We start from the raw sequence: 22597 nt of genomic DNA, 5'->3' as shown, positions 1-22597 counted from the left end.
CTTCAGGCGCGCGCGTCCAGATCCTCGAACGTACGTCCGTTCTTTACGAGTTCAGTCCAAAGCGGTGCCGGTGTCCAGAACGCATTCTCGTCAGCCCAGGACGACAAGGCTTTTCGCACTTGCAGCGAACCGATCAAGTCCGCCTGAAGCATCGGCCCGCCTTTCGTGCGCGGAAAACCGAGGCCAAGGAGCAACGCCGCATCGACGTCGGACGGCCGCGCGACAGTGCCGGAGGCCACCAAACGTGCGCCTTCGTTGGCCATTGCATAAAGGCACCGTTTCTGGACCTCGTCCGCGGAAAAACTCTGAGCCTTCAACGCTTGCGCTTCCCGCAATTGCCGGATCATCTGCATGACGTCCGGCGCGGCCCGACCGCCCCTGGCGCCGTTCTCATATCGATAAAAGCCCTGCCCTGTGCGTTGCCCGTACCAGGCATTCTCCAGCATCAGGAGGGGAATACGCGATGCGCAGTCTTCGGCTCTCAATCCCCAGACCGCATCGAGACCGGCGATGTCTTGCGCCTGAAACGGGCCGAGCGGCATGCCGAAATCCCGCATCGCCGCGTCGACATCGGCCGGCATCGCGCCACGCTCCAGAAGCAGCGCGGCGGCGGAATAATAGGCGGACACCACGCGGTTGAAGATCAAACCACGGCGCGCCTTTGTCAGGACCGGGGTTTTTCCCATCTTGCGGGCGAGAGCCGTGAGTGTCGCCATGACATCGGGCTCGGTTTCGGTCGTCGGTGCGATCTCGACCAGCCTGTTGCGGTCCGCCGGTGCGATGAAATGCATCGCCGCGAATGATCCGCCGCGTCCGGACGCCGCGGCGAGTGCAGGAATGTCGCTCTCGGCGCTGGATGAGGCGATCACGGAAGCGGAAAGCGTGTTCGAGGCCAGTCGGCCAAGCACATGCGATTTCCTCACCGGGTCTTCCGGCAAGGCTTCGATCACCACGTCGCAATCGGCAAGGCTGTCGAAACCTTCCGCGACGCTCAGCCGTGCCAAACGAGCGTCACGCTCGCTTCCCGTAACGCGCCCGGCTTCGACCGCGTTCGCGAAGCTTGCCTCGATCCGTGTGCGCACCCGATTGATCGCGGGGTCGTCTTCCAGCGCGACCCGTACCGATGCGCCGGCGGCGAGCGCCGACATGGCGACGTCCCGCGCCAACGGTCCCGCTCCGATCACGCCGACCGTCGACACCGGGCGGGGCTTCACCCCCATGATCCTGTCGGACCGCCCCGCACGACGTTCGGCGAGGAAGGCGTGGCGCAGGCCCCGCGCATCCGGCGAGTTGATGAGATCTTCGTAGGCGACGTGCTCCATCCGAGCCCCTGCTTCGAAAGGAAGGAGCAAGGCGGCCTCGACGAGGTCGATGGCTCGCGCGGTTGCTTCTTTCCTGTCGCGCGCCGTGACTTTGCGACGGGCCTCCACCAGTTCGAGGAAACGCGCCGGCTCCGCGAGCCCCCGCGTCTGGTCTCGACTGGGGCGTGGTGCGGTCCCGCTTTCGATCATGTTACGTGCAGACCCGAGAGCCGCACGTTCGAGGTTCTTGTGCACGACCTTGTCGACAAGTCCCAAAGCCTCGGCCCGCGCCGCGTCCATCGGCGCTCCGGTCACGAGGATGTCCAAAGCGGCCCGTGCGCCGACGATGCGCGGCAATCTCTGACTTCCGCCTGCGGTCGGGACGAGTCCAAGCGTTATTTCGGGAAAGCCGAAACGTGCGCCCTCCAGTGCCATGCGGTAATGTGCCGCCAGCGCCAGTTCGAACCCCCCGCCGAGAGCGGTGCCGTGAATCGCAGCGATCACTGGCTTTTTGCAGGCTTCGACCCGGTCGCACAGCGCAGCAAGCGTCGGATTTGCAGTCTCGAGTGTGAATTCACGGACATCCGCGCCTGCCGGAAAGGTCCGTCCCTCGGCCTGTATTACGACCGCTCCGACGCTATCGTCCGTTTCGGCCCGTTCGATGCACTCGAACAAAGCCTGGCGCACGATCTGAACCAATGCATTCACTGGTGGGTTGCAAACGGTCAACACCGCCACGCCATCGCGCAGCGCGTAGCTTACCGCCTCAGTCTGTTCATGTTCGGACCCTGCGGCAGCCGATATCATCTGCGCACGCTGTTAATTTATTGACATTTCCAGGCACAATACGGCGGCTCCCCGTCCTTGGCAACGGGCACATTCCGGAATGGGCACTGGGCACTCACACCGGCAGATTTTCGAACTCCGCCTCTGCTTCGTCCTGCGCGATCCAGTTCGCATAAATGCGAAGCTCGGACGGCAGGTCGAGGTTCAAGTTCTCATAAAGCTCGATGACCTGACGTAGCGGTTCTTCGTGCGCCCGCCAATTCAAGGGGTCAGAAGCGATTTCGTCCATGAGAGCCGATGCCGTATCGGCCAAACGCATCTTGGTCATATTCCGGGCCTCCCGTCCCGGCGCGGGTCCGTATCAATTTCGTCCCGCGCAAGTCGCACAAAACGGCGTTTGCGGCAGCAGGTCGAGACGCGCCTTGGCGATCTCGTCCCCGCATTTCACGCAGTAGCCGAACTCTCCTTCCTCGATACGGGCAAGCGCGGCTTTGATCTGGGCGATTTCCGCCTTTCCGCTGCTTCCCATCTGCTCGAGCACCTCGTCTTCCTCGCGCTCGGTTGCAAGCTCTTCCCAATCCTTCGACTGGTGGCTGTCGAGTTCATCGTCGATCTCATGCAGCCGTTCGTCCAGTTCCTCGAGCCGCGCTTCCAGCTTTGCGCGATATTCCGCGGTATCAGGCATCTCTTGCTCCAAATTGGTCGCACAAACCATGCTGCAAACGCGCTCAATATGCATTGATATGGGTCAATAACTGATCCGTTCACATTGAGCTCAAATCCTCAAGGTCGGGCAGGTTCGGCAGTTCCTTACCGTCGTCGACGCCTGATGAGTCGCCGGACCCGCCGATCTGGCCTGCATCGGCTGGGTTGCCGAACGTATCGCCATGGATCGAAGAGTCTTCGACAGTTTCGTCGAGGCCGCTCGATCCGGCAAGGTCAGGCAATCCACCACCATGATCGTTCGCGGCGATCGAAAAAGCCCCGTCCGACATGGCCGTTGGTGCCTGATCGCTGAGCGCATGCTCTGGGTACGCCGCCTCCACTCCATCGGTCTGCGCCGTACCGATACGAATGGCACGCTGCCCGTTCTGCATCCCAAGCCGTCCCTGGGCCACGGGCCGGCCCTCGATATCCTCAATCGAGACACGGGTAAGCGCCTGTCCGGGAATCGAAACGAGCGTTCCGACCGAAAGCTCCATTACGCGTGACAGGGGCAATTCCACCCGGTGCAATGTGCCGGACAACCTCGCCTGAGCCCCTTGAACCGCCTCCGCCAATGCCTCGGTAAACCCGTGAGACCCGACACCTGCTGTGCCGTGGTTTCGCGTGCCCACGGGGTCGAAAGGAAATACAAACTCGATCCGTCCTTGTTTCGCGCCCCGTCCCATGTCCAATCCAACGGAAAAGCTGCGATACGGTATATCGGACAAGGTCATCGACACCGCCCTCGGCTCGGGCAAGGCTAGGGCGTAGCGAAACCCCGTCAGGACGGGGGCCAGGTCGATCTCGGCGTCCGAAGCGCGGATTTCGAGCAATTCGAGCGTCCGATCAATGAAATCGGCGCACATGATCGCATCGGTGCGCGTCGGTGGCCGGGGCTCCGCCGGACGAGTCGCGACTCTTCCGGTCGTCTGAACCTCGATCAACGCGGCGAGCGCTTGCGGGTCGACAATGGCGAGCCCGTAACTTTGATCAGGCCCTTCGAGCAATGACACGAGCGCGTTTTCGGCGATTTCTTCGACCATCGGCGCGAGCGTCACGCGTTTCTCTTCGGGTATGTTCGCGATAATGGGTAACGCGGCAACCTCTTCGCCTGCCTGCATCAATGCCGTGCGCAGAATCTTGGCGGCAGTTGGCGCACCGATTTCCGGCAAAGGACGTTCGGTGCCCGTCTTGCGCCGCATAACGCTCAAACTGTCATCAATGCTCATCTGCTCTGCCACACTCGCGATTGTCCGACCGCGCTTGTGACAGAACAATGTTTCGGAAACGTGAAGGTTAACGTGGCAGGGTCACGCGAAAAGCGGCACCGCCCTGCCCCGGAAGATACGTCACGGACCCCCCGAGCTTGTCCATGATCTCCCGACAGATCGCGAGGCCGAGTCCCGCCCCCCCTGCCTTCTGCTGATCGGTCAGGCGCGAGAATTTCTCGAAGATCATTGACTGGCTGGCTTTAGGGATGCCGCTCCCATTGTCCACGAAGTCGATCTCCAGCATTTGACCTTCACCCCCGACCGAAATCTTCAGAACGGGCGCGTCGGCGTCACAGTATTTCCGGGCGTTTGCAATCAGATTAATGAAGACCTGTGCCAGCCGGTCCGTATCCGTCTCGATCCCGATATCCTCGCGCGCCCGGGAACGCTTTATCTCGATGCCGCGACCATCGCCGCTGGCCGCAGCCGACACCGCGCGTTCGATCACGTCGCTCAGATTGCCGGACTGAATGTTCAACGTGACCTGCCCGGCTTCAAGCACCGACAGGTCGAGCAGATCGTCCAGGAGCCGGGTCAGGCGGATCGCCTCATCCTGAATGATCGAAGAGTATTTGCGTGTCTGGTCATCCTCCATACCGCCTTCTTTCAAGATCTCCGAGAACGCCCGGATTGATGTCATGGGCGTGCGCAACTCGTGGCTGATCTGGCTCAGGAACGCATCCTTCTGGATCGACAATGCGGTGAGTTTCTCGTTCGCCTCGGACAATTGACGCATCGTGCGCGTCAACTCCTCGGACTTCGTCTCGAGTTGGTTGGAGTATTCCAGGATCTGCTGAGTTTCGTCCGCGACGGCCATCAGGTCGTCGACCGAGACGCTCGCCCGGCCGACGATCTGACTGACCATGGCATGGGCCGTCGCCGCCCCGACCGAACCGGACAACTCGCGCTCCAGCGAGCGCAGGAAATCCGGCGTCGTGTCCGGCAGATACCCTTCGCGCCCCTGTCGTGCGGTTTCGGCCTGGAACAGCTCCTGCGCTTCGCGCGCCCCCATAATCCTTTGCGCCATGACGAGCAGGTCTTCGCTCTCGGCAGCGCCGTGGGTCCAACCCTGCGCCGTGCCGGAATGCTCGAAAACATTGACGAATTGCGCCCCCTGCAATCGTTCGACCGGACGCGGGAAGGACAGGATAGAGCCGATGACGAAAGCGAGGATGTTGAACGTCATCGACCAGAAGATTGCGTGCACCACCGGGTCCAGCCCGGAAATGTTGAAGAACGCCTGCGGTCGCAACCAACCGACCCCGAACGGCCCCTCCGCCAGCACCTTTGCCGAAATGATGCCTGCGTCCCCGAATGACGGCAGGAACAGTGCGTATGCCCAGATCGCGAAACCGATCGACAGGCCAAGCGCCGCCCCGACCCGGGTCGCGCCACGCCAGAACAGCCCGCCGATCATGGCGGGAAGCACCTGGCTCACCCCGGCAAACGAAATCAGGCCGATCGCTGCCAGTGCCTCGCCTCCACCGGACATGCGGTAATACAGCCAGCCGAGCACCAGGACGCCGGCAATCGAAACCCGCCGTGCAACAAGAACCACGTGGCGCACATCGCCCGACATCGCCGCGCCACCTGACCGCGCGGACAACCAGATCGGCATGACGATATGGTTCGAAACCATCGTCGACAGCGCGATCGACGCCACGATCACCATGGACGTTGCCGAGGAGAATCCACCGAGGAACGTCAGCATGGCCAATCCGCTACGTTCGTAGTGAAGCGGCACGGTCAATACGAACAGGTCGGGGTTCGAGCCTTCGGGAAGAGTCGCGAGCCCGACGACAGCGATCGGGATCACGAACAGGCTCATCAGGAACATGTAGAGGGGAAAGGCCCAACTCGCCGTTGCGAGCTGGTTTTCTTCGACGTTCTCCACGACGAGCACCTGAAACATGCGTGGCAACGTCAGAAACGCTGCGGCAGCGAGAAAAAGCATCGTCACCCAACGCCCGGTCTGGATATCCCATATCGCGATGGGCGAAGCCTCGATGGTTCGCGCGATGTCTCCCGGACCGCCGCCGACGCCCCAGACCACGAAGATCCCGACGGCCAGGAGCGCCACCAGCTTCACCACGGCTTCGAGCGCAATTGCAGTCACGACACCGTGATGACGCTCGTTCGCGTCGAGGTTTCGGGTGCCGAACAGAACCGTGAAAGCCGCAAGGCCCACGGCGATCCAGAATGCGGTCGCCTCGGGGTTCGCGGACTCGCCACCATCGACCGAAGAATGCCCGGCGAACACGTCATAGGACAGGACCACGGACTGAAGTTGTAGGGCGATATAGGGCGTCGTCCCGATCACCGCGAGCAGCGTTACGATCACGCCCAGCAGGTTCGACTTGCCGTAGCGCGACGAGATCAGGTCCGCGATCGAGGTGATGCGTTGCGCCCGCCCGATGCGGACGAGCTTTCGCAGCACCCACCACCATCCGACCATGACCAAGGTCGGCCCAAGGTAAATCGTGACGAACTCTAAACCGGATCGCGCGGCGTATCCGACCGCACCATAAAAAGTCCAGGCCGTGCAATAGATCGACAACGACAACGTGTAGACGATGGGTGAACGCAGCCACCCGCCCCGGCCCGACCGTGCCCGCGCATCGCCCCAGAACGCCACGAGAAACAAAAGCACCACGTAGGCCAGCGACACCACGATGAGCAGATTGAACCCCATGCCCTCAGCTCTCGTCCTCGCTCGCCGGGGTTTCGAGCGGATCGCTCCCCACCCCGCCGGGAGATCGCGCAAGGTTGCGCACGATCACGTTGGTTGCAACGATCAGAAGGAACCAACCCGCGAACAGGTAAATGCCTGTCCAGGCGGTCGAACGCTCCATTGTCCCTGCCCCGAGGATCGGCAGGAGAAACAAGAGCGCACCGATCGCCGGCATGACCCTCAGCGCGTCGATGAGGCGTCTGCGACGATAGGTTGCGCGCGCGAGGAAGGTGGTCGACCGGACCATGGACCTAGGCCGCCCCGGTGATCTCGCGCAAGGCGCTCAGAACTTCAGCATTGGAAAAAGGCTTGGTCATGAAGCGGGTGACGCCGAGCCGATCGGCAGTTTCCCGATCCTTTTTCTGACCTCTGGCCGTCAGCATCAGAACGGGAATGTGCGCCGTTTCGGCGCGGCCACGGACGTCTTGCAGGATCTCGTATCCCGACCGGCCCGGCAACATCACGTCGAGCACGAGAACGTCCGGAGCATGTCGGGCAATGGCGTCCATCGCGGTTTCGCCATTGGCATGGGTGGCCACGTCCCAGCCATCGCGGCTGAGAATGAACGATATCGCCTCGATAATGTTCGGCTCGTCCTCGATCAGAAGTATCTGCTTGGCCATCCGCTCCCTCTCGGCCCTCCCCCCAGAGCCTAGATCGTTTATCTACGCTAAGTTGAGCGCTGTCAAAGACGAAGGCGGCACCGGGATCAGCCGCGCCCGCCCAGGATCGACGGCTCGCGCCGTGCGCCACAGGTCTCGCGTGGACAAATCCGGCAGGACGCACCGACGGGGAGCACGGGACCGCCGCGGTCCTCGACCGGTTCGATCAGCATGGTGGCCTCGTGAACCGGTGGTGCGTCGAATGACGACGACGGCCGTGGAAGCGAAACGGCCCGACACCGAAACACGCGGGGCTCCTGCCCCGGCATTTCGACGAACGCCTCGACTGGCTGGGCCGGACGCGCGAGCGCCTGATAAAGAGGCCAGAGCGGACAGGCCGCCCCGAACCTGGGCAGGGGAAAACCCTCGACCCCTTTACGGAGTGTAACCGTCCCAGAACCGTCGCAGATGACCAGACCGCGTCGCGCCTCGCCCTCCGCCGGAACGAGGCTTGCCATGCGCCGCAAGACCGCATCGAGCGCGACACCGAACCCCTCGGCAAGGCGCGCGGGATCACCGCCCGTCGCTGCGAGCGACGCCCTGAAGGGGCCTTCGGGCATGGCGCGCGCGTCCGAAAGGTATCGCACCAGCATCCGCCGGGCGAGGTCGCGCGCGCCCCTGTCGCGCAGTTCTTCAGCCCCATCGAGCAGGATCGCCAATTCGCCTTCTCCCGCCGCGGGCCGCTCCAGAACCTCAAAATGATACCCCGCCGCCTCGACGAACGCGGCGAGGTCGTCAGCCGCGGACACCTGCATTTCGCGTGCCTCCGCACCCGCATCCAGATAGGTGACCAGCCCCGCGGCGGAATTTGAAAGCCGTTGAGCCTCTTCCCGCATGTTCCGAAGGAAACGCGCCTGCCAGTCCGGGTCTATATCTGTGGTCTCCGCGAGGATGGCCGAGGTCGACCGGATCGCGGTGACGGTCGAGATCACCTCGTGCAAAGACGCGGCGAGATGGGGATCATGGGTGAGCCGGTCCGAAAGCGTCTCGACGACCCGTTCAAGTTCTTCGATCCGCTGCGCCTGCGTCGCGACCAGCCCGGCCCAACCCGGAAACCTGCCCGCGAATTCTTCGGCCCGGTCGGTTTCGATTTCGTCCTTCTCGGGCCGTCGCGCCGCCGCCGCGTTGACCCCTGACACCAATGCCTGCCCCGCACCTTCCGACAACTGCGCGGGCTCGACCTTCAATTCCCGCGCAAGATCGACGAGGAGCTTGCCGCCGATTCTGCGCCGATTGTGCTCGATCAGATTAAGGTATGCGGGAGATATACCTACAGAACGGGCAAGATCGGCCTGTCTGACGCGCTGCGACATCCGTCTTTCCCTGATCCGCGACCCGGTCAGCCGTGTTTCCGCCATGGTAAAAAATCCTTGAATTCCCTGTGCTTTCTGCACCTGCGCGAAAATTTATTTACAATAATAGCACCATACCAGTTCATTTGTTTACAAAAAAATCGTTAGGTTTCACGGGATTGTTGCAAAGTTTTCTGACCCAACGTCATATTGTCCTCAGCCTGTAAAAAGGCGCGCGACGTGTGCGGGGAGGCCGCGTCGTTATTTTCCAAACGGGAGGATATTCATGTCCAAATCCAACTTCACGCGTCGTGGACTGCTGAAGACGGGTGCCGTGACCGGTGCCGGTCTCGCGCTGCCCACGATTTTCACCTCTGGCGCCGCCGCGTTCACCAACGAGCCGACCGGCGACACGGTGACCTTCGGCTTCAACGTGCCGCAAACCGGCCCTTACGCCGACGAAGGCCTCGACGAACTGCGCGCACAGGAGCTCGCGATCGAGCACCTCAATGGCATGGGCGACGGCGGTATGCTGAACACCTTCTCGTCGAAGGTTCTGGACGGCACTGGCGTTCTTGGCAAAAAAGCCGCTTTCGTGACCGGCGATACTCAGACCAAGTCTGACGCTGCCCGCGCATCCGCCAAGTCGATGATCGAAAAAGACGGCGTCGTGATGATCAACGGCGGCTCGTCCTCGGGCGTGGCCGTGGCCGTTCAGGGTCTCTGCCAGGAAGCCGGCATCATCTTCATGGCCGGTCTGACCCACTCGAACGACACGACCGGCAAGGACCGCAAGGCCAACGGTTTCCGTCACTTCTTCAACGCCTACATGTCGGGCGCCGCGCTCGCCCCGGTGCTAAAGAACGCCTACGGCACCGACCGTCGCGCCTATCACCTGACCGCCGACTACACCTGGGGCTGGACCCAGCAGGAGTCGATCCAGTCCGCAACCGAGGCACTTGGCTGGGAAACGGTGAACAACGTGATGACGCCGGTGGGCGCGGGCGACTTCTCGTCCTACATCACCCCGGTTCTGAACTCGGGCGCAGACGTGCTGATCCTGAACCACTACGGCGGCGACATGATCAACTCGCTCACCCAGGCGGTTCAATTCGGCCTGCGCGACGCGGAAGCCAACGGCAAGAACTTCGAGATCGTGGTTCCGCTCTACTCCGAACTGATGGCCGCCGGTGCTGGCGAAAACATCAAGGGCGTGTATGGCTCCATGAACTGGAACTGGCAGCTGCAGGATGAAGGCACGCAAGCCTTCGTGAAATCCTTCGGTGAGAAGTATGGCCGTCCGCCGTCGAACTCGGCGCACACCTGCTACGTGCAGACCCTGCTCTATGCAGACGCCGTGACCCGTGCCGGCTCCTTCGCACCCTGCGCCGTTGCCGAAGCCCTCGAAGGCTTCGAATTCGACGGTCTCGGCAACGGTCCGACGCTTTACCGCGCCGAAGACCACCAGTGCTTCAAAGACGTGCTGGTCATGAAAGGCGCCGAAAACCCGACGACCGAATACGACACGCTCGAAATCGTCGAGCAGACGCCGGTCGATCAAGTCATGTACGAGCCGAACCACCCGATGTTCGGTGGCGACGAAGCGTCGCTCGGCTCCTGCAACGACGGCGCGTAAGCCACATCGACACAGTAGGGCGGGTTCACCCCGCCCTACCCCTTGAACCCGGTCGCCAGGCGCATCCGGGCTTCTCCAACACAATCACGGGTGGGGACAATGGACGCCATCATTCTTCAAATTTTGAACGGCCTCGACAAAGGTTCGGCCTACGCGCTCATCGCGCTTGGGCTCACGCTGATTTTCGGCACGCTTGGCGTGGTGAACTTCGCGCACGGCGCGCTGTTCATGATCGGCGCTTTCGTCGCCGTGACGCTTCAGCGCATCCTGTCGCTGTCCTATGAACAGATCGATCCTGAGAAAACCGACTTCCTCGGAAATCCGCTGAAAGTTCAGGTGCCCTATGTCGACAGCTGGTTCGGCGCCGACGTCGGTGCATGGCTGATCGACTGGTCCGTTCCCATCGCGATCGTCATGGCTATCCCCGTGATGCTGCTGGTCGGCTTCATCATGGAGCGCGGCCTGATCAAGCATTTCTACAAACGTCCCCACGCCGACCAGATCCTCGTCACTTTCGGCCTCGCCATCGTGCTTCAGGAACTCGTGAAATACTTCTTCGGCGCGAACCCGATCCAGACCGGTGCGCCCGACGCCTTCGCCGGGTCGATGGACTTCGGATCGCTTCTGGGCTTCCCGCCCAACTCGATCATGTATCCCTACTGGCGGCTGGTCTACTTCCTGTTCGCTGCCATCGTGATCGGCGGGGTCTTCGCATTCCTGCAATTCACCACCTTCGGGATGGTCGTCCGCGCCGGCATGGCGGATCGTGAAACCGTCGGCCTGCTGGGCATCAACATCGACAAGCGCTTCACGCTGATGTTCGGCCTCGCCGCTGCGGTCGCGGGCGTGGCGGGGGTGATGTACACCCCGATCCTCGCGCCAAACTATCACATGGGCATGGACTTCCTCGTTCTCTCCTTCGTCGTGGTCGTCGTCGGCGGTATGGGCTCGCTGCCCGGTGCCGTCGCGGCCGGGTTCCTTCTGGGTATCCTGCAAAGCTTCGCCTCGATGAACGAGATCAAGTCGCTCATCCCCGGTATCGACCAGGTCATCATTTACCTCGTCGCCATCATCATTCTGCTGACCCGTCCGCGGGGCCTTATGGGTCGCGCCGGCGTGATGGAGGAATAAGCCATGAAAATGCTAGGGCTTTCCAAGAAAGACACGACCTTTCTGCTCATCGTAATCGCGCTGACCCTGCTCACGCCGATCCTCCTGCAACCCTTCCCGGCCAGCAGCACCTTGGCGCAGTTCAACGCCGGCTACCCGGACCTGATGCAGCGGTTCGCGATCTTCGGGATCTTCGCGATCGGGTTCAACATCCTGTTCGGCCTGACCGGCTACCTCTCGTTCGGTCACGCCGCGTTCCTGGGCGTGGGGTCCTACTCGGTGGTCTGGATGTACAAGCTACTGGGCTACAACGTGGTCCCCGGCCTGATCCTTGCGATCATCGTGTCAGCGCTCTTCGCGCTCCTCATCGGCTTCGTCAGCCTGCGTCGCTCGGGCATCTACTTCTCGATCCTGACGCTCGCATTCGCGCAGATGTGCTACAACCTCGCCTACTCGGTGCTCACCCCGCTGACCAACGGCGAAACCGGGCTCCAGGTCTACACCAACGACGCACAGGTCCTGATGGGCGAGAATTCCCCCACCAGCCCGCACTTCTTCGGGATCGTCATGAATGAAAGCGCGACCTGGAATGTCGGCGGCTGGCAGTTCGTGTTCAACAACGGCTATTACTTCACGGCGATCATCGCGATCCTGGTGTTCTACCTTTCGCTGCGCATCTTCCGCTCGCCCTTCGGCCTGATGCTGCGCGCGATCAAGACCAACCAGACCCGCCTGAACTACACCGGCATCAACACCCGTCCCTACACGCTGGCTGCGTTCGTCATTTCCGGCATGTATGCCGGTCTCGCCGGTGGCCTTATGGCGTCGATGGACCCTCTCGCGGGCGCGGAGCGGATGCAATGGACCGCATCGGGCGAAGTCGTTCTCATGGTGATCCTCGGCGGTGCCGGTACCCTCATGGGTCCGATCCTCGGCGCAGGCTTCATCAAGTACTTCGAGAACATCTTCTCGAAGATCAACGACCAGGTGCTTCACGGCTGGTTCGCCTTCCTGCCCGATGGTCTTGAGAACTTCCTGATCGGCGTCAGCCACTTCTTCGTCGGGAAATCCTGGCACCTCACCCTCGGTCTGCTGTTCATGCTCGTCGTGATCTTCCTGCCCGGCGGTCTGGTCGAGGGCGGTCAGCGCATCGCCAACGCCTTCCGCAAGAGGAAATCCGGCGGCGACGATGCCGAAACCGAAGCACAGCCCTCGGCTGCGGAATAAGGAGAGAGACCTATGGGTATCCTTGAAGTCAAGAACGTAGGCAAACGCTTCGGCGGGCTCCAGGCCCTTTCGGACGTGAACCTCTCGGTGCAGGAACACACCGTGCACGCCATCATCGGTCCGAACGGCGCCGGCAAGTCCACCTTGCTCAACTGCTTCGTCGGCAAGCTGATCCCGGACACCGGCAGCGTCATGTTCAACGGTCAGTCGGTGCTGGGCCTCAAACCGCACCAGATCAACCAGATGGGCATTTCACGCGTGTTCCAGACGCCCGAGATTTTCTCGGACCTCAACGTGCTGGAAAACGTCATGATCTCGTGTTTCGCCAAGCGCGACGGGGCGTTCCGCCTGCATCCTTTCGAAACGGTGGCGCATGAAGTCGACATCGTGGAAGAAGCCGAGCAGATGCTCATCGACGTGAACATGATCGACAAGCGTCACATGAACGCCGCCTCGATGTCTCGCGGTGACAAGCGCCGTCTGGAAATGGCGATGTGCCTGGCACAGAAGCCCAAGCTCCTGCTCCTCGACGAGCCGACGGCAGGCATGGCCCGGGCCGACACGAACAACACCATCGACCTCCTCAAGGAGATCAACGAAAAGCTCGACATCACCATGGCGATCATCGAGCACGACATGCACGTCGTGTTCTCGCTCGCCGACCGGATCACCGTGCTCGCCCAAGGGACGCCGCTGGTCGAGGATACGCCCGAGAACATCAAGGGCCATCCGAAGGTGAAAGAAGCCTATCTCGGCGAAGCCGCTTAGGGAGATCAGGGACATGAACCAACAAGTTGCAGGCGAAGCCAAGCGTCGCGCGCCAGTGGACCACTCGAAGAATGCCAACCATGCGTCCACGGCGCCCGCGTTCTTCTCATGCTGGGACATCCACGCGTATTACGGCGAGAGCTACATCGTCCAGGGTGTGACCTTCAACATCCACGAAGGCGAGATCCTCGCACTTCTGGGCCGGAACGGCGCGGGCAAGACCTCGACGCTCCGGGCCATCGCACGCACGGGCAGCCCGATGGTGACGCAGGGCGAGATCTGGCTCGATCACCAGGCGCTTCACAACATGAAGAGCCACGAAGCCGCCCAGAACGGCCTCGCCTTGGTGCCGGAAGATCGTCGGATCATCCAGGGCCTGACGGTCGAGGAAAACCTCAAGCTCGCCCAGATTGCCCCGCCGATCGGCTGGTCGCTCGAGCGGGTCTATGAGCTTTTCCCGCGCCTGAAGGAACGGCGCACTCAGGAGGGCACCACGCTTTCCGGCGGCGAACAGCAGATGCTCGCAATCGCCCGCGCGCTCGTGCGCGACATCAAGGTGCTTCTGCTCGATGAACCCTACGAAGGCCTCGCGCCCGTGATCGTCGACGAAATCGAAAAGACGCTCAACATCATCAAGGCACAGGGCATTACAACCGTTCTGGTCGAGCAAAATGCGATCCGGGCCCTTGAACTCGCGGACCGGGCCGTCATTCTCGACACCGGCACGGTCGTCTTTGACGGCACCGCGAAAGAGGTGCTCGAGAACGAGTCGCTGCGCCACGAATACCTCGCCATCTGAGCGGGGGCCGTGTCGCCGGTCGGGAGGGGCCTGCGACGCATCAGCCGAAACCTGAGGCGGCGTTCGCGCCGTCTCATGCAATACAAACCAACGGCGAGGAGGAGGACGACATGTCCGGCAACACTTACCCCCCATCCGCAGAATTCAAGAAAAACGCCCATGTCGATCAGGCAAAATACGACGCGATGTACGCGGCGTCCGTGAACGACCCCGAAGCGTTCTGGAAAGAACAGATGACGCGTCTCGAATGGTCCAAGACGCCGACCAAGATCAAGAACACGTCGTTCGACTACCACAACGTCTCGATCAAATGGTTCGAGGACGGAGAACTGAATGTCTCGGTCAATTGCATCGACCGTCACCTCGCCACCCGTGGCGACCAGACCGCGATCATCTGGGAGTCGGACGATCCCAACGTCGACCAGCACATCACCTACAATGAGCTGTCCGAGAAGGTGAACAAATTCGCCAACGTGCTCAAGGGATTGGGCGTAGGCAAAGGCGACCGTGTCGTGCTGTATCTCCCGATGATCCCCGAGGCGGCCTATGCGATGCTGGCCTGCACGCGGATCGGCGCGATCCATTCGATCGTCTTCGCGGGTTTTTCGCCCGAAGCACTCGCCGCCCGCGTGTCGGGCTGTGACGCCAAGCTTATCATCACCGCCGACGAAGCGCCGCGCGGTGGTCGCAATACGCCGCTCAAGAAAAACGTGGACAAGGCGCGCGAGCATTGCGGCGACGTCGCCTGTCTGGTGGTCGAGCGCACCGGCGCCGATGTCGGCATGAGTAAGCACGATCACGGCTACACCGCGCTGTTGAACGAGGCGTCGAGTGAGTGCGCACCGGAACCGATGAATGCCGAGGACGAACTCTTTATCCTCTACACCTCCGGCTCTACCGGCGCGCCCAAGGGCGTGGTCCACACCACCGGCGGCTACCTGCTTTATGCCGCGCTCACCCATGAGGTGACGTTCGACTATCACGACGGCGACATCTACTGGTGCACGGCCGACGTGGGCTGGGTCACCGGCCACAGCTACATCGTTTATGGCCCGCTCGCGAACGGCGCGACCACGCTGATGTTCGAAGGCGTGCCCACCTATCCGGATGCGGGCCGATTCTGGGCCGTCTGCGAAAAGCACAAGGTGAACCAGTTCTACACCGCCCCCACCGCGCTGCGTGCGCTCATGGGTCAGGGCAACTCCTGGGTCGAGAAATACGATCTCTCGGACCTCAAGGTGCTGGGCACCGTGGGCGAGCCGATCAACCCGGAAGCGTGGAACTGGTATAACGACGTCGTCGGCAAGGGGAATTGCCCCATCGTCGACACGTGGTGGCAGACCGAGACCGGCGGTCACATGATGACCCCCCTGCCCGGCGCTCATGCGACCAAACCCGGCGCGGCCATGAAGCCCTTCTTCGGCGTGCAGCCGGTCGTCCTCGACCCGACCGCGGGGACCGAGATCGCCGAAACGGAATGCGAAGGCGTGCTGTGCATCGCCGACAGCTGGCCCGGCCAGATGCGAACCGTCTACGGTGACCACGAACGCTTCGTGAAGACCTATTTCTCGGACTATAAAGGCTACTACTTCGCCGGTGACGGTTGCCGCCGCGATGCCGATGGCGATTACTGGATCACAGGCCGCGTCGATGACGTGATCAACGTCTCCGGCCACCGCATGGGCACCGCCGAGGTGGAAAGCGCGCTCGTCGCCCACGCCAAAGTCGCGGAAGCCGCCGTGGTGGGCTATCCGCACGACATCAAGGGACAGGGCATCTATTGCTATGTCACCCTGATGGAAGGCGAGGAATACACCGACGAACTCAAGACCGAGCTTCGTAATTGGGTTCGTCAGGAAATCGGCCCCATCGCGTCGCCAGACCTCATTCAATGGGCTCCGGGCCTGCCGAAAACCCGTTCCGGCAAGATCATGCGCCGCATTCTGCGCAAGATCGCCGAGAACGATTACGGCGCGCTTGGCGACACGTCGACGCTGGCCGACCCATCCGTGGTCGACGAGTTGATCGACAACCGGATGAACAAGTAACACTCCCCGCCGGATCCCGACCTGTTCGGGACCGTCGACTGGGCCGGCCTCGCGCCGGCCCGTTTTCTTTTTGGTCCCGACAGCGACGCTCCGCGTTCGGCAATCTACCCATAACCGTTTGTTTTCGATAACTAAAAAATAGATTTTTCTGAGTCAGGAACATTTGTCGCTCCTGTTCCATTGGGATGTCAGATAGGCCACCCGGCCAGACAGACAGAGGAGAAACATTTATGAAACCGCTTAACAAAACCCTGATGACATCGGCTGCCGCGCTCATCATCGCCGCTGGCTCTGCCTTTGCTCAGGATACCACGACCGAACTCGAAGGTGATGTGGCCGCGGGCGAAACCGTCGAAGCCGAAACCGAGATGTCTACGGACGTCGAAACCGAACTCGAGAAGACCGCTGAAGAAACCGGCGAAGCTCTTGAGAACACTGCCGAAGACGTGGCTGATGCAGCCGAGAACACTGCTGAAGACGTCGAACAGGGCGCCGAAGAAATGGCCGCAGAGACCGAAGAATCCATGGAAGAAATGGGTTCGGACGTGGCCGAAGGTGCTGAAGAATTGACCGACGAGATGGAAGGCGAAGGCGAAATGGCTGCCGACGCCGAAGGCTCGCTGCTCGACAGCGACATGGCGGCCGCAGCCGACATGCAGATTTCTTCCCTGATCGGGACCAACGTCGTTTCTCAGGAAGGTAACGACGTCGGCGAAATCGACAGCTTCGTCGAAGCGAACGGCGAAGTGATGGCCGTCATCGGCATCGGTGGCTTCCTCGGCCTCGGTGAACACGATGTCGCCATTGGGCTCGATCGCCTGACGGTGAATGAGTCGAATGAAGACGGCGAACCGACCGAGTTCATGGTTTCGGGTTACACCGAAGATGAACTGAAAGAGATGCAGGAGTTCGACGCCGCGAGTGCGACCGCCATTGATGGCGAGTTGAGCCTGCGCAGCGCGATGGGTTCGTAAGCCCCGCTATCTCTGAAAACCAAGGGCCGGCCTTCGGGCCGGTCTTTCTTTGCAATTCGCAACGATTTTTCCGTTTGGTAAAAATTCTTGACGTGGCGTCAAGAATCGCGCAACATGATACGCGTTGGATCACTTACACACAGGCTGGGGTAACTCGGGAAAAAGCATTTAAGCACGATGGCTCGACCATTCCCCCGGTGCGGCAAACCCGCTCCGGGGAATTTCGTTTCAGCCCCCCGTGAGAGCGACCCAAAGCAGGAGCGCGCCCCAGATGAAAAATCCCGCGGAGCTCGCCGTCAGGGTCGCGCCGACCGTCTTCGGCGTCTTGAGCGTCAATTCGGGCACGATGATCAGCGACGCGCCTTTCGCAACAGCCGCAACGCCCAGCAAGGTCACAGCCCCTGCGCCCAGCCCGGACCAATCCCAATGGTTGGCGAGCACGATTGCCCCGATGATGAAATGCACCGCCCCGGACAGGTTCAGAAGCACCGGGTCCGCATCGGCATTGCCCAAGACCATGCGTTCATAGAACCCACGTGAAATCAGGAAACCGAGGGCAGTGGCGATGAGGTAAGGACCTGCGATCCACGCGATTGTCCCGGTCATCCGTCCGCGTCCCGTCGCGCGATCATCAATTCCAGCCGACGCAACTCCCGCAACACCCTGTCCGCCTGCATCTGCGGCATGAGGCTGAGCTTCAATGTGGTCGCGACGACGATGAGCGTGGCCGCCGGAATACCCCATTTGAGCGCCGTCAGAACGTCCCCGGCACCGAAGAATTGCCAGGCCGCCCAAACGCCCACGACGAACATCGCGGATTGCACGATCATTACCACCCAGGTCACCCAACCGAGTTTGCCGCTGAACTGATCCAGCCCGAGACGGAAGTAACCGCGTTCCGCTGTCTGCTCCACGATGGCACGATCCTCCTCGGACAATGCCTCTTCGATCAACCTGTCAATTCTGTTCATCTGTGTCTCCTTCCAACACATCGCGCAGTTTTCGCCGCGCATGCATGAGCCTGGTCTTGACCGTTCCGACCGGCACATCGGTTGCCGTGGCCACTTCGGCCACGCTCATGTCTTCGAGATAGAAAAGCGCCACAGTCGCTGCCTGATCCGGCGGCAACGCACGGATCGCGGTGCGGACCTTGGCAGCGTCGCTCGCCGCGGGCCCGGCCTCGCCAACCTCTGCCGCGACCTCGACGGCCACCGCCGCCTCGAGCCGCCGGCCCTTCTGCCGCCGCCCGATTTCACGGGCGACGCGGCGCGAGACGATCCTGAGAGCGAACGGCAGAAAAGCCCCGTCGTCCTTCAGGCGCGGCAGCGCCCGGATAATCTCGACCCAGGCTTCCTGCACCATATCGCGCGCCACTTCGCGGTCGCCCAGCAGCCGCACGGCATGTGCCATGAGCCTGTCGCCACGATGCAGGACCAGTCGCTCCATCGCACGTCGGTCGCCTGCACGGGCGGTCGCCACGAGATATGCGTCAAGCGCCCGTGCGCGTGGGTCCATCCCGACACTCTCCTCTCATGTCGATAGGTGCGCCGGGACGGAAATTCGGTTCAACGAAAATTACTGCGCGGTCCAACCGCCATCCACCGGGATCGTGACCCCGGTGATGTTCTGCGCTGCATCCGAGCACAGGAATACGGCGAGCGCACCAAGATCCGACGTGCGGGTGAGCCGTTCGCTCGGCTGCTTTTCCGACAAAAGCGCCGCGATCCCTTTGTCGCGGTCACCGCCCGCTTTCGCAGCGGCCGCTTGGATCTGATCTTCGATCAACGGGGTTTCGGTCCAACCCGGACCGATGCAGTTCACGGTCACGCCGCCTTTGGCTGCATCGCCTTTGTTTGCGTATTCCAGCGCGACGACCTTGGACATGCCGACGAGGCCGTGTTTCGCAGCGACATATGGCGTTTTGTCTTTTGAGGCGACGAGCCCGTGAACGGAGGCGATGTTGACGACGCGCCCATACCCGCGCGCGGCCATTCCCGGCAAGACCGCCTTCATGGTGTGGAAGTTGGCGGACAGATTGATCGCGATGATCGCGTCCCATTTTTCGTCCGGCATGTCCGCGATACCGGCGGTGTGCTGAATGCCCGCGTTGTTGACGAGTATGTCGATCGGACCAAAAGCCTCGGCCTCGCCCATCAACGTGTGGATCTCGCCCGCCTTCGACACGTCAGCGCCGAAAAACCGCGCTTCCGGTGCGCCTGCGTCCTTCATTGCCGCCACGGCGTCGTCCGCGCCCTTGTCGCCGGGGAGCGAATGCACCGCGATCCGCGCCCCCGCCTTCGCAAGCTCCACCGCAATGGCGAGGCCGATGCCCGAAGTGGACCCGGTCACAAGGGCGGTCTTACCTGTCAGATTGCTCATCGTTCATCTCCTTCAGCCGCTCACGCAGCTCGGTTTTCAAAACCTTGCCATAGTTGTTTTTCGGCAAGTCATCGGTAAAAATATAGGCCTTGGGGCGCTTAAAACGCGCGATTTGTGCAAGGCAATGCGCGTCGAGTTTTGGCACATCCACGCCTGTGTCCGCGACCACGAAGGCCACGACATCCTCGCCCCACTCCGGATCGGGGCGCCCCAGCACCGATACTTCACGCACGCCCTCGAGTGTGAGAAGCGCCTCTTCCACTTCACGCGGATAGATGTTCGTGCCGCCGGAAATTATGACGTCTTTGGAGCGGTCGCGCAGGGTAAGATACCCGTCTCCGTCCAATAACCCCATATCACCCGTCATCAACCAGCCGTCCCGGATCGTCTTCGCTGTCGCCGCCTCGTTTTGCCAGTAGCCTGGCATCACCGTATGGCCTCGCACCATGATCTCACCTACCGCGCCGGGTGCAAGCGGGTTTCCGTCTGCGTCCCCGATTGCGACTTCGACGACCGACTGCGCACATCCGACCGAAGCAAGGCGCGTCTTCCAGTTCGGATGCGAGCGATCCGCCACGTCTTCACGCGACAGGGCCGTGATCGACATCGGGCACTCCCCCTGTCCGTAGATCTGCACGAATTTCGGCCCGAACCAGTCGACCGCTTCCACGATGTCCGCGACATACATCGGACCCCCGCCATAGACGATGGTCTTGATCCCGTCGGCCCGGTCGCCCGCTGCCCGTGCCGCATCGGTGATGCGCCGCACCATCGTGGGTGCCATGAACATCGAAAGTGGCCCCTGCCCCCGTGCCGCGTCCAGCAATTCGCCCGCATCGAAGCCGCCCGAGGCCGGACATATATGCCTCGCGCCGCGCAGCACATGGACCAGCGCATAAAGACCGGCTCCATGACTCATCGGTGCCATGTAGAATGCCGCATCCTCCTTCGCCACGTCATCCACGTCGCACAGGTAGGCAAGCGACATCGACAGGAGCATGCCATGCGTGATCCGCACGCCTTTTGGCTGACCTGTCGTGCCGGATGTGTAGAAAAGCCATGCGAGGTCCTCCGGTGCGCGGTCCTCGATAGCCAAACTGGCCCCGCTCTTTATTGCGGCGAACGCTTCATCTGCTACGTCGACGCAGGTCACGTCGACCGCCACGCTCAGCGAGTCGTCCGTGACGAACACCATTTTCGCGCCGGACGCTTCGACGATGAATGCCGCCTCTCGGGCATGGAGTTTCGCGTTGATCGGCACCGCGGCCGCGCCGCAGATCCAAATGCCATAAAGCACGATAAGGTAGTCGGGCACGTTCTTCATGAACAAGGCCACGCGATCGCCCGGCTCGATTCCCTGCTCGCGCAGGGCGCCCGCGACACTAGACGCCTCCCGGAAAAAGGCGCCATAACTCGCAACCTGCCTGTGCCCGTAAAAAAGCGCCGGATCGTCGCCCGCTCGCGAAGCCGCCCGCGCCAGCCAATGCGCCATATTCATCCGCAATCCTCCCGCCGCGAAGACTACCGTCGTGGCGCCCGGCCCGCCAGTCCGTGAAATCCCGTAAGGTCATACGACCTCTCGGTTGAAACGATTCCGCGTTCCATGCAATCTAGGCCTCCGAAGTGACAAGGCGCGCGCATGAACAGCCAGAAACCGGTGACACGTATCCAGAAACGCAATCGCGCGACGATCCGCGACGCGGCGCTGGACGTTTTCTCGCAACACGGCTTCCGTGGTGCCACGCTCGACCAGATCGCCCAGGCGGCCGGATTGTCGAAGCCTAATCTTCTGTATTATTTCCCGTCCAAGGAAGCCATCCATGTGGAACTTCTCGGACATCTCATGACGGACTGGCTCGAGCCGCTGCGCGCGCTGAACACGCAAGGTGACCCGATCGAGGAAATCGTCGCCTATGTGATGCGCAAACTCGACATGGCGCGGGAAATGCCACGCGAAAGCCGTTTGTTCGCAAACGAGATCGTGCAGGGCGCGCCTCGCATCATGGACATGATCACAGGTGATCTGCGCGAATTGGTCGACGAGAAGGCGGCCGTCATCCGCAACTGGACCCAATCAGGCAAAATCGCCGATGTGGACCCGTATCACCTGATCTTCTCGATTTGGGCCACGACACAGCATTATGCGGATTTCGATACGCAGGTCCGAGGAATACTTGCGCCCGAGGGCGACGACCACTTCGACGATGCCCGTGAATTTTTGCGGCACCTTTTTCGGGCCGCGCTTACACCGGCCAACCAGCACGCGGCCGTGTCAACAAACGCTTAACCATATCACTCTGTTTTTGTGGACAAAAACCACAAATGGCGAACATTATGGCCTGACGTGGTGGGGGCTCCAAACGCGGAGCTGAAAAATGGAAATCTCCGGTGTAGCACAGCTCGGTGCGCGGACGCTGTCGAGCGGTCCGGTCGCGCCGCTGCCCCAGCCTGTCCGGGTTCAACAAGTCGATCAGAACTCTGGCACATCGAACGCCGGGCAACAGGCCGGCGACCATCCAAACCAGGAAGCACAGGCAGCGCCTACGCGCGATCTGCTCGCCCTGCGGCGCGCCGTGGCCGAGGGCGACCGCCCCGCTGGCCCCCCGCCTTCGTTCGACGTGAGCTTTCTGGAGTTGGAAACCGACCTGAAACAAAAGCTCGCCCGGATGGAAGCGGCTAGATCGAAGGAGCGTGACGCGGAAGCGCTGCAATCCGCCGCCGAAATAGAAGCCGAGGCGAACCTGCGCACAACCGACACTGAACACTCCGAAGCTGCGCCTTCGATGGGTGTCGCCTAAACGCCGGCCAAAGTCCCAGACACCGCATAGCCTGAGCGGCGGCGCAATAGCATGGCACTTCCTTCGCACGACGGCAGCGAAAACCCCGTGCCGCGCTCTTGCCAATTTCG

Annotated in this window: 22 protein-coding genes; 9 read left to right on the top strand and 13 right to left on the bottom strand. The window is 61.7% G+C overall.

Features of this window, described 5'->3' with window-relative positions:
* Positions 1-2: 2 nt before the first annotated feature.
* From KJP28_RS03905 to KJP28_RS03870, 8 genes are all read right to left on the bottom strand, one after another.
* On the bottom strand, positions 3-2108 hold the full coding sequence (locus KJP28_RS03905) for an enoyl-CoA hydratase-related protein (protein WP_218390911.1): 2106 nt from the start codon (positions 2106-2108) through the stop codon (positions 3-5).
* Between the two features lie 94 nt (positions 2109-2202).
* Positions 2203-2415: a hypothetical protein gene (locus KJP28_RS03900; RefSeq protein WP_218390910.1), complete on the bottom strand. Its 213-nt coding sequence runs from the start codon at positions 2413-2415 to the stop codon at positions 2203-2205.
* Positions 2416-2448: 33 nt separating this feature from the next.
* On the bottom strand, positions 2449-2772 hold the full coding sequence (locus KJP28_RS03895; protein WP_218390909.1) for a TraR/DksA family transcriptional regulator: 324 nt from the start codon (positions 2770-2772) through the stop codon (positions 2449-2451).
* Between the two features lie 79 nt (positions 2773-2851).
* Positions 2852-4021, bottom strand: a complete 1170-nt coding sequence (locus KJP28_RS03890) for a FliM/FliN family flagellar motor switch protein (RefSeq protein ID WP_218390908.1) — start codon at positions 4019-4021, stop codon at positions 2852-2854.
* Positions 4022-4088: 67 nt separating this feature from the next.
* Complete coding sequence (locus KJP28_RS03885) at positions 4089-6755, bottom strand: ATP-binding protein (RefSeq protein WP_218390907.1); 2667 nt, start codon at positions 6753-6755, stop codon at positions 4089-4091.
* Positions 6756-6759: 4 nt separating this feature from the next.
* On the bottom strand, positions 6760-7041 hold the full coding sequence (locus KJP28_RS03880; protein ID WP_218390906.1) for a hypothetical protein: 282 nt from the start codon (positions 7039-7041) through the stop codon (positions 6760-6762).
* Positions 7042-7045: 4 nt separating this feature from the next.
* Positions 7046-7417, bottom strand: coding sequence for a response regulator transcription factor (locus KJP28_RS03875; RefSeq protein WP_218390905.1), 372 nt, complete (start codon positions 7415-7417; stop codon positions 7046-7048).
* An 86-nt stretch (positions 7418-7503) separates the two neighbouring features.
* Entirely contained in the window at positions 7504-8814 is a 1311-nt protein-coding gene (locus KJP28_RS03870; protein ID WP_218390904.1) for a short-chain fatty acyl-CoA regulator family protein, read from the bottom strand.
* A 220-nt stretch (positions 8815-9034) separates the two neighbouring features.
* Between KJP28_RS03870 and KJP28_RS03865 the strand changes: the two genes are divergently transcribed.
* The 7 genes from KJP28_RS03865 (at position 9035) to KJP28_RS03835 (ending at position 17310) form a co-directional block, all read left to right on the top strand.
* Entirely contained in the window at positions 9035-10384 is a 1350-nt protein-coding gene (locus tag KJP28_RS03865; protein ID WP_218390903.1) for a substrate-binding protein, read from the top strand.
* Between the two features lie 99 nt (positions 10385-10483).
* Complete coding sequence (locus tag KJP28_RS03860) at positions 10484-11515, top strand: branched-chain amino acid ABC transporter permease (RefSeq protein ID WP_218390902.1); 1032 nt, start codon at positions 10484-10486, stop codon at positions 11513-11515.
* A gap of 9 nt (positions 11516-11524) precedes the next feature.
* Positions 11525-12721: a branched-chain amino acid ABC transporter permease gene (locus KJP28_RS03855; RefSeq protein WP_218391688.1), complete on the top strand. Its 1197-nt coding sequence runs from the start codon at positions 11525-11527 to the stop codon at positions 12719-12721.
* Positions 12722-12733: 12 nt separating this feature from the next.
* Entirely contained in the window at positions 12734-13489 is a 756-nt protein-coding gene (locus KJP28_RS03850) for an ABC transporter ATP-binding protein (RefSeq protein WP_218390901.1), read from the top strand.
* A 13-nt stretch (positions 13490-13502) separates the two neighbouring features.
* Positions 13503-14288, top strand: a complete 786-nt coding sequence (locus KJP28_RS03845; RefSeq protein ID WP_218390900.1) for an ABC transporter ATP-binding protein — start codon at positions 13503-13505, stop codon at positions 14286-14288.
* A gap of 110 nt (positions 14289-14398) precedes the next feature.
* On the top strand, positions 14399-16336 hold the full coding sequence (gene acs / locus KJP28_RS03840) for an acetate--CoA ligase (RefSeq protein WP_218390899.1): 1938 nt from the start codon (positions 14399-14401) through the stop codon (positions 16334-16336).
* A 230-nt stretch (positions 16337-16566) separates the two neighbouring features.
* Entirely contained in the window at positions 16567-17310 is a 744-nt protein-coding gene (locus KJP28_RS03835; RefSeq protein WP_218390898.1) for a PRC-barrel domain-containing protein, read from the top strand.
* Between the two features lie 228 nt (positions 17311-17538).
* On the opposite strand, the gene KJP28_RS03830 is transcribed toward KJP28_RS03835, so the two are convergent.
* Genes KJP28_RS03830 through KJP28_RS03810 form a run of 5 tightly spaced genes read right to left on the bottom strand, consistent with a single transcriptional unit; the run spans position 17539 to position 21187 of the window.
* Complete coding sequence (locus KJP28_RS03830; protein ID WP_218390897.1) at positions 17539-17916, bottom strand: hypothetical protein; 378 nt, start codon at positions 17914-17916, stop codon at positions 17539-17541.
* Positions 17913-18281, bottom strand: coding sequence for a DUF6768 family protein (locus KJP28_RS03825; protein WP_218390896.1), 369 nt, complete (start codon positions 18279-18281; stop codon positions 17913-17915). The genes KJP28_RS03830 and KJP28_RS03825 overlap by 4 nt, the downstream gene beginning before the upstream one ends.
* Positions 18268-18825, bottom strand: coding sequence for an RNA polymerase sigma factor (locus tag KJP28_RS03820; RefSeq protein ID WP_218390895.1), 558 nt, complete (start codon positions 18823-18825; stop codon positions 18268-18270). Before KJP28_RS03820 ends, KJP28_RS03825 begins: the two co-directional genes overlap by 14 nt.
* 60 nt (positions 18826-18885) lie before the next feature.
* A complete protein-coding gene (locus KJP28_RS03815) occupies positions 18886-19689 on the bottom strand; it encodes a 3-hydroxybutyrate dehydrogenase (protein WP_218390894.1) in 804 nt (267 codons plus the stop codon).
* Positions 19670-21187, bottom strand: coding sequence for a class I adenylate-forming enzyme family protein (locus KJP28_RS03810; protein WP_218390893.1), 1518 nt, complete (start codon positions 21185-21187; stop codon positions 19670-19672). Before KJP28_RS03810 ends, KJP28_RS03815 begins: the two co-directional genes overlap by 20 nt.
* A 141-nt stretch (positions 21188-21328) precedes the next feature.
* Between KJP28_RS03810 and KJP28_RS03805 the strand changes: the two genes are divergently transcribed.
* Together KJP28_RS03805 and KJP28_RS03800 are read left to right on the top strand one after the other, a co-directional pair.
* Complete coding sequence (locus tag KJP28_RS03805; protein WP_218390892.1) at positions 21329-21976, top strand: TetR family transcriptional regulator C-terminal domain-containing protein; 648 nt, start codon at positions 21329-21331, stop codon at positions 21974-21976.
* 88 nt (positions 21977-22064) lie between these two features.
* Complete coding sequence (locus KJP28_RS03800) at positions 22065-22487, top strand: hypothetical protein (protein ID WP_218390891.1); 423 nt, start codon at positions 22065-22067, stop codon at positions 22485-22487.
* Positions 22488-22597 lie beyond the last annotated feature (110 nt).

The sequence above is a fragment of the Maritimibacter dapengensis genome, from assembly GCF_019218265.1.
GTDB classification, from domain to species: Bacteria; Pseudomonadota; Alphaproteobacteria; order Rhodobacterales; family Rhodobacteraceae; genus Maritimibacter; species Maritimibacter dapengensis.
Note: the sequence above shows the minus strand (reverse complement) of the source record. Positions and strands in the feature narration are given on the sequence as shown.